Genomic DNA, 7,285 nt, shown 5'->3' with positions numbered 1-7,285 from the left:
GCATTAAAATATGAATTTCCTTTCATATCATTAATTAATGTATGTAAATTTGTATAAAAATATCTAGCGTCATAACTATAATATTTTACACCTTCACTTAAATAACTTGGTGCTACACCAACTGTTCTAAAACTCCCTGAAGTTCCACTTTTTGCAGTTATATCTGTAGTAATATAATGTTGAAGTTGTCCATTGTTTACAGTATAATAACTAGGATTAGTTACTTGATTCATTGGAACTATTACCGCGTCATATGTACCAGTATTAGTATCCTTTTTAGTCCAACCCTTATATCCATTAACCATTACCCTAACAGCATTACCATTATCCTCTAAAATAGGAGCATCATCAACATAATTATGATTAATATAATTGGTTACCCCCGAAAGATTAGAGTTTTGATATAATAAAGTAACGTTAGAATTATCAACCTTTCCATTTGTATGCTTAAAAAATCTTGCCATAGCATTTGTAGAATATACTACAACACCATAATTATCAATTACACATGGAATTGCCTCATCACTTTCATATTCATTTAATGCAATACTCATTGCCTCACCAATAGTATCTGCACTTTCTATATACTTAAAACTTCCATCTGAATATGCTTCTACAATTTCATAATTAGCATCAGTTTTCTTAACTAAATACTCAAAATTTAATGCATTTTCATAGTTAGCTTTAAATTCTTCTTGCTCAAGCTGTTCAATTAATGCATCATCATAAATTGCTACTTCTTTACTTGTTTCAATTGTACCATCTGTATACTCACCAACAAGTATAACTTCATCACCTTCAGCTTTAACATGATATTCTACATCTTCTGCGGCAATATAAATATCATCATCAACTATTGATTCACGTGTAGTTCTTGATCTCTCACTAGCAACTAATTGAATATCACTTTCAAAATCATTTAATTCCTTTGGATTCTTCTTTACTTTTTCATAAATATTATTATCAATAGATTTAGAAATTTCCTTCTTTTTTTGGGCTTCATCATTTGAAATATCAGACTCATTATTAATATTTAAATCTTCAGTGACTTCTTCTAAAGCTTCAATATCTTCTTGATTTCCCACATTATTTTCTACATTTTCACTGATAATATTTTCCATATCTTCTTCAGTATTTTCTTCCGATAAATTTTCTTCTATTATTTCATTAGAATTACTATTTTCATCCAAAACTTTAACACTCTCTATATTATTAAGAGCATAACTTGCTGTAGATGGCACCACTATATTAGTTAATGCAAATAATGTAGTCATCATTAAAGCTATCTTCTTCAAATTATCCCTCCTTTCGTTAAATTATTTAATTAACAGACAATTATAAATATACCATAAAATGTCCAATTGGTGAATATAATTTTAAAATAATATAAGCTTATTTAATATAATATTAAACTGTTACTGTTATTTTTATAAAATCAAATTCTTGACTTACATCTATTTTTAATTCATTAATATCTTTTGTATAAATATCTTTTTCTTCAGTAAAATAATTTCCAATTGCTTCATTTATATCTTTTATATATTTACTATCATTTAATACTTCAATTAAAATATTACTAAATATGCTTCCACTAATATCATACTTTCCATCATTTAATATAGTTGTTAATCTTACAGAAGAACTTATGACAATTTTATTATTTTCATTAAGTTTATATACTATATTTTCTCCTAATCCATTTTCTGCTTCAATTTCTCTATAATTAGAATTTTTTATAGTCATCTTTTTATTTTCAATTAAATCTTTTATTATATTATATTTATCATTATATTTTTTTTCTTTTTCATTTATATTATCATCAATACTGTTACTATCTATTTTATTTTCTTCTACATTTTCCTTGCTTTCATTATTTACTTCTTCTTTATTCTTTTCTTCCTTATTTTCCTCTTTTTGAGATACTTCTTTATCTGCTGATACTGAATTATCTTCTACAGTTTTATCTATACTACTTTCACTTTTATTTGTTTCATTAGAACAAGATACCAATGTAAATATTGATACAATTATTAAAAATATAATAAATTTTTTCTTCATTTTACTTCACCTCTTAATCTATTATCGATTTATTTTTACTAAACTAAAATTGTTTTAATTTAAATTTCTATATACTATATAAAACAAAAAAAGAGCTAACAATAGTTAACTCCTTATATAGCACCCTCACCTTTTAATACTGAAATTGCTGTTTGAAATAAAATTTTTACATCAAGATAAAATGACATATTATCAATATAATACATATCCATTTCAACACGTTCTTCATATGTAGTATCACTTCTACCATTTGCCTGCCAATATCCTGCTAATCCTGGTACAACTGAAAATAACTTCTCTGCCTTATTTCCATATTTCGATATTTCTTTTTCTACAATTGGTCTTGGTCCAATAATAGTCATATCACCTTTTAATATATTAAATAATTGTGGTAGTTCATCTAAACTTGTCTTTCTTAAAAAACCTCCAAGTTTTGTTACTCTTGGATCATTATCTAGTTTAAAATTCTTATAATACTCTTCTTTTTGCTCAGAAGTGAAACTTTCAAAAATTTCATTTGCATTTGAATACATAGTTCTAAATTTATAAACTTTTATATCCTTTCCACCTTTACCTTTTCTTGTATGTCCAAAAACAATTTTTCCTGGTGAATCAAATTTAATTAAAATTGCAATAATAATATATATGGGACTTAATAATATTATGCCAATTAAAGAACCTATTATGTCAATTAACCTTTTTATTGCTAAATATACTTTTTTCCTCACTGAATTAGCCATAAAATTCCTCCCTAAATTCTTCCTACGCTTAAACGCTACTCAAAATAACATATATATTATATTATTAATTCTTCTTGTAATAAAGAAAAATATTATTTTTAAGAAAATATTAATATTTATATTGAAAAAAAGAACTAATGTAAAATAGTCATAAATACTTATATCATATTATATATCACATATAGAAATAATTTCTTCTATTCTATTTATAAAAGTATGATTTTGGGAAATATATTCATATCCTTTATCTATAATGCACTCTCTATCTTGTTCATGGTTTAAATAAAATCTAATTTTATTTATTAAATCATCTGTATCTTTATAAATAACAGTATAATCATTAAAATTCTTTTGTATATATTCTATATTATCTACTAATTCGAAAGATTTTGTACCTATTATTTCAAAAAATCTCGGATTACATCCTTCTTTAGATTGTTTATTATGTATATTAATACATATCTTTGATCTAGAATATAAATTACTTACTTCTTTAGGTGATAAAAATCTATTTTTGAAATATTTTCTATATCCTTTTAAGTAATATTTAATATATCTCTTTGGCTTACTAGGCATTAAATACTTACCATAAATTTCAATATTACAATATTTAAATTCCTCTATTATTTTTTCAAATAATATTACTCTATGCTCATAGTTTGCAAAACTACCTACAAAAGAAATATCTATACTTCTTTTAATTCCTTTAACATCATAAACAAAATTATCATAACATAGAGGAAGAAAATAGCTATCTATATTCTTTGTTTCTTGCAACTTTTTTATATCGGTTTTTTCAAACATAAATCTAAAATCATATAATTCTAAAGTATCCATTGATTGACTCTCTCTATATACAGAGTCCATCATCCACATTATCAGTTTACATCCTTTTTTCTTAATATATTCTAAAGTTTCTCTAGTAATATAGCTCCCTTTAATTACAACTATATTTTTTATATTATTCTTATCAACAAAATCAATTATTTCCTGATTAACTTTTTTACCATATTCATTTACATAATATTCTCTTTTAGCTTTAAGTAAAAATTTATCTACAAGTTTATTCCCTGTAACTGGAATATTTTCTTCTTCAAAATTTATTATATTAGTTTTAAAGCCTTTAACTTGAAAAGCTTTAGCAACACTTTCATTATAACCATAAAAATTAGGTCCTACAATTAAAACTTCTTTTTTGCTCATTTCTTACCTTTCTAAAAAACATATTTATTTTATTCATACATTTTTGCAAGTATCTTATACCAAGCTGTGCACATGGCATTCCTTCTTGCATATTTAGATATAATTTTGGAATATGCAAAAATTATTTTTCGCTCTAATGCTTTACCATTTTTTCTTTTATTATCAGCTGTAGATTTTAATTGCTCCGACTTATCAAAGTTTCTTATTTCTTTTTTTGATATCTTATCTTCAGAATACAACCCATCTATAGAGTAACTATCTTTTCCGCACTTCAGTCTTTCCTTATATAATTTTTTTAAATAAAAAGCATTATATATCTGTGCTAATGTTTTATCTCTTGAAATACTATTCTTTCTTATTCTATATTGTAATAATGATTCCGATAAATTACTAACTTTATATCCAGCGGCAACAACACGGCAAATAAAATCATAATCCTCAGCAAATAAAATTTCTCTATACCCATTTACTTTTTGCAAAATACTTTTTCTAAAGAAAAATGTTGGATGTATAACAACATTAGTATATTTTAAATAATCTTTAATTTTATCACTATTCTTTACAACAAAAGTATTTTTCTGAATTATACAATTATTTTCATCAATGAAGTCAACACTGGTTCCAATTAAGTCTATGTCCTTATTATCTTCCATAAACTCATATTGTTTTTTTAATCGATCAACATTTGCAATATCATCAGCATCCATTCTAGCTATGTACTTACCTTTTGCATATTCTAAGCCTTTATTTAAACTTTTTACTAATCCTAAATTCTTTTCATTCTTTATGTAGACTATTCTATTATCTTTATTACAATATTCATTTATTATTCCTTCTAATAAAGTATTATTAGGATTATCTAATATAAGAATAAATTCAAAGTTTTCATAGCTTTGATTTATAATTGATTCCACAGCTTCCCTAAACCAGCGCTCTTCCTCATTATACGCTGATAATATAACAGATACATCTATTTCTTTCATATAATTCACCACCTTAAAAAGCTTATATAGGGACTACCCAACGGTAAGTCCCTTTAATCTTGATGAAAATGCAATATATCCTTTTCTTATTTTTTCTTTATTAAATGTACATATTCCTATAATAGTATTTAATACATGGAATACCTCTGCTTTAATAAAAAGAATACATATATTAAAGTCAAAGTTAAATTTACAAAAAGCTCCAAAACCCAAGCCATAACTTTTAACTTTTCCTTCATTCATATTTGTATCTGAACTGTAATGAGGATGATATATCTGCACTTCTGGTTTATATACTATATTCTTACTACTCTTTAAAGCTCTATAAAGTATATCACTATCTTCACATGAGCCTAAATAATTACCTGCACCTAACTTTTCATTAAATCTTAAAGAAGAACCATTTCTATAAAACATAGTTACTGATGAACATTTAGTATAAAAATTAGATTTACTGATTTTTATTTCTTCTTTAGGCCACTTTCTTAATGAATCTGAACCATCTCTTTCAACTATTCTTCCCATAACTACGTCAATTTCCGAATTAGATTCAAAAATATTACTTATAATATTCAATGTATCTGGTAGATATTCACAGTCATCATCTGGAAAAGCAACTATTCCTTCATGACTCTCTTCTAAACCAATATTTCTATTTTTAGCTAATCCTTTAACTGTTGATTTAATATGCTTAATATTTAAATCATTATGTCTTTCTATTATATGATTTAAATCAATCTTATCATTTTGATCAACTATAATTACTTCAACTAAAGATAAATCATAATTTGATTTTTTAAGACTATTAAGAAAGCTTTCTACCTCTCTTTCTCTTCCATAAGTCGCCATAATTAAAGAAAATCTCTTCATCTCTTTCACCACTGTTTTCCTCTATATTTTCTTTTCCAAATCTCCAATACAATCCTATAAGAATCCATAATGGATAATATATATATGTGTCAATATTAAAGCATGCTAATAAAACACCTGCTACACTTGACATTAAAATCAAAGTTTTAATATCGTTATACTTAATATATCTAATTAATAAGGATATACCAATATATGCCCATAATGCTACCCAAATTAAAAAGCATATTATTCCATTTTCAGCATATATTCTAGCATGTAATGCAAATACAGTAGGCCAATATTGAGTTTGATTTGGATCTAACCATCTAGTAACTTCACTTGATCTATAATCATCTGATTCAACATTATCTGTAGCATAAAAAGCATATTGTCCTACACCTACACCTGTTAATAAGTGTTGATTTCCTATTCTGAAAGCAGCTTTCATCATTGAAAACCTAGCTACATTAGACATATTATTTTCATCATTTAAGGACTCTACTACTGCTCCAACAGTTGCATTTGATGCAGTATTTTCATATTTCACATCTTCATTGAATCCAACTTTATTAACTATGTTAGATGTTAAAAATACCAATGGGAATAAAAGAACTGTTATAATCTTTTTCTTCCAATTACCTTTCATGATAATTATTCCAATTGAAAAAATAATAAATTCTAACCAAAAAATAAGTAATCCCATTCTTGATTTTGATAATAAAACTAAAGCTATAAAATATAGTGCATATACAACTGCTATTCCTTTTTTCCAATATTCCTTTTCCGTATAAATATAACTTAAAATCCATGGAAGAACAAATGCTGCATACATACCAAAATAAGATGCTTCTCCACAAACTGTTCTTATACCTCTAGGATATAATTCTCCTCTAGCATATAGTTGAATTACATTTGATACTGCTTTTAATATTTCACTGGTGTCTATAATATTTAACATATTAAGCATTTCAAGAAATCCGTAGGCACTTGCTATTATAGTAGAAAATAAAATCCATCTTCTTATAGTCCATAATATTATTTTAGTTTTTCTTAAAAAATAATAAAAACAATAACTAGTTATAGCTCCAAAAACAAGCATTGGATATTGAAATACAAATCTTCTTATTCCTGTTTTCCCTTTAAATGAATTTGTCATTATATCACTAATGTTAAGTACTGAAAATATAAAACATAAAATTACAAAAGTTATTAATATATAAATACTTTTATCTTTAACTTTAACAACCTTCGATTCCTTTAATATATAAATAGCCATAATTGTCATCAATATCAACATAGGATAAGATGTAGCACTAAATGATAATTCTTTTAATATATTATTTAGATATGGTAAATTATTAAAAGGAATTAAAAGTATAGCTAAAGCCATTAGTACATATACTAATTTATAAATCTCATTTTTCTCTTCTATCATAATTTATACTCCTA

Annotated in this window: 6 protein-coding genes and 1 pseudogene; all 7 read right to left on the bottom strand. The window is 24.9% G+C overall.

Features of this window, described 5'->3' with window-relative positions:
• Nucleotides 1–1,295, bottom strand: a pseudogene (locus tag BHW04_RS04840) (hypothetical protein); the annotation flags it as partial.
• 112 nt (nucleotides 1,296–1,407) lie between these two features.
• The gene (locus tag BHW04_RS04835; RefSeq protein WP_302699087.1) at nucleotides 1,408–2,058 is read right to left on the bottom strand and encodes a hypothetical protein; all 651 of its coding nucleotides are present in this window, start codon (nucleotides 2,056–2,058) and stop codon (nucleotides 1,408–1,410) included.
• Between the two features lie 113 nt (nucleotides 2,059–2,171).
• On the bottom strand, nucleotides 2,172–2,798 hold the full coding sequence (locus tag BHW04_RS04830; RefSeq protein ID WP_022212863.1) for a sugar transferase: 627 nt from the start codon (nucleotides 2,796–2,798) through the stop codon (nucleotides 2,172–2,174).
• Nucleotides 2,799–2,966: 168 nt separating this feature from the next.
• Nucleotides 2,967–4,001 carry a CgeB family protein gene (locus tag BHW04_RS04825; RefSeq protein WP_302699086.1) on the bottom strand — a complete coding sequence of 345 codons (1,035 nt, stop codon included), beginning with the start codon at nucleotides 3,999–4,001 and terminating at the stop codon, nucleotides 2,967–2,969.
• 29 nt (nucleotides 4,002–4,030) lie between these two features.
• Nucleotides 4,031–4,984 carry a glycosyltransferase gene (locus tag BHW04_RS04820; RefSeq protein WP_302699085.1) on the bottom strand — a complete coding sequence of 318 codons (954 nt, stop codon included), beginning with the start codon at nucleotides 4,982–4,984 and terminating at the stop codon, nucleotides 4,031–4,033.
• Nucleotides 4,985–5,017: 33 nt separating this feature from the next.
• Nucleotides 5,018–5,854, bottom strand: coding sequence for a glycosyltransferase family A protein (locus BHW04_RS04815; protein WP_302623709.1), 837 nt, complete (start codon nucleotides 5,852–5,854; stop codon nucleotides 5,018–5,020).
• Nucleotides 5,790–7,271, bottom strand: coding sequence for an O-antigen ligase family protein (locus tag BHW04_RS04810; RefSeq protein WP_302699084.1), 1,482 nt, complete (start codon nucleotides 7,269–7,271; stop codon nucleotides 5,790–5,792). The genes BHW04_RS04815 and BHW04_RS04810 overlap by 65 nt, the downstream gene beginning before the upstream one ends.
• Nucleotides 7,272–7,285: the final 14 nt, after the last annotated feature.

The organism is Clostridium sp. 29_15 (assembly GCF_001916075.1).
Lineage (GTDB): Bacteria > Bacillota > Clostridia > Clostridiales > Clostridiaceae > Clostridium > Clostridium lentum.
This window is presented reverse-complemented; position numbering and strand designations above follow the sequence as displayed.

What these genes read in the sequence shown, in the direction of transcription:
- BHW04_RS04835 (WP_302699087.1), bottom strand. Translation starts at nt 2,058, where the DNA reads ATGAAGAAAAAATTTATTATATTTTTAATAATTGTATCAATATTTACA.
- BHW04_RS04830 (WP_022212863.1), bottom strand. Translation starts at nt 2,798, where the DNA reads ATGGCTAATTCAGTGAGGAAAAAAGTATATTTAGCAATAAAAAGGTTA.
- BHW04_RS04825 (WP_302699086.1), bottom strand. Translation starts at nt 4,001, where the DNA reads ATGAGCAAAAAAGAAGTTTTAATTGTAGGACCTAATTTTTATGGTTAT.
- BHW04_RS04820 (WP_302699085.1), bottom strand. Translation starts at nt 4,984, where the DNA reads ATGAAAGAAATAGATGTATCTGTTATATTATCAGCGTATAATGAGGAA.
- BHW04_RS04815 (WP_302623709.1), bottom strand. Translation starts at nt 5,854, where the DNA reads ATGAAGAGATTTTCTTTAATTATGGCGACTTATGGAAGAGAAAGAGAG.
- BHW04_RS04810 (WP_302699084.1), bottom strand. Translation starts at nt 7,271, where the DNA reads ATGATAGAAGAGAAAAATGAGATTTATAAATTAGTATATGTACTAATG.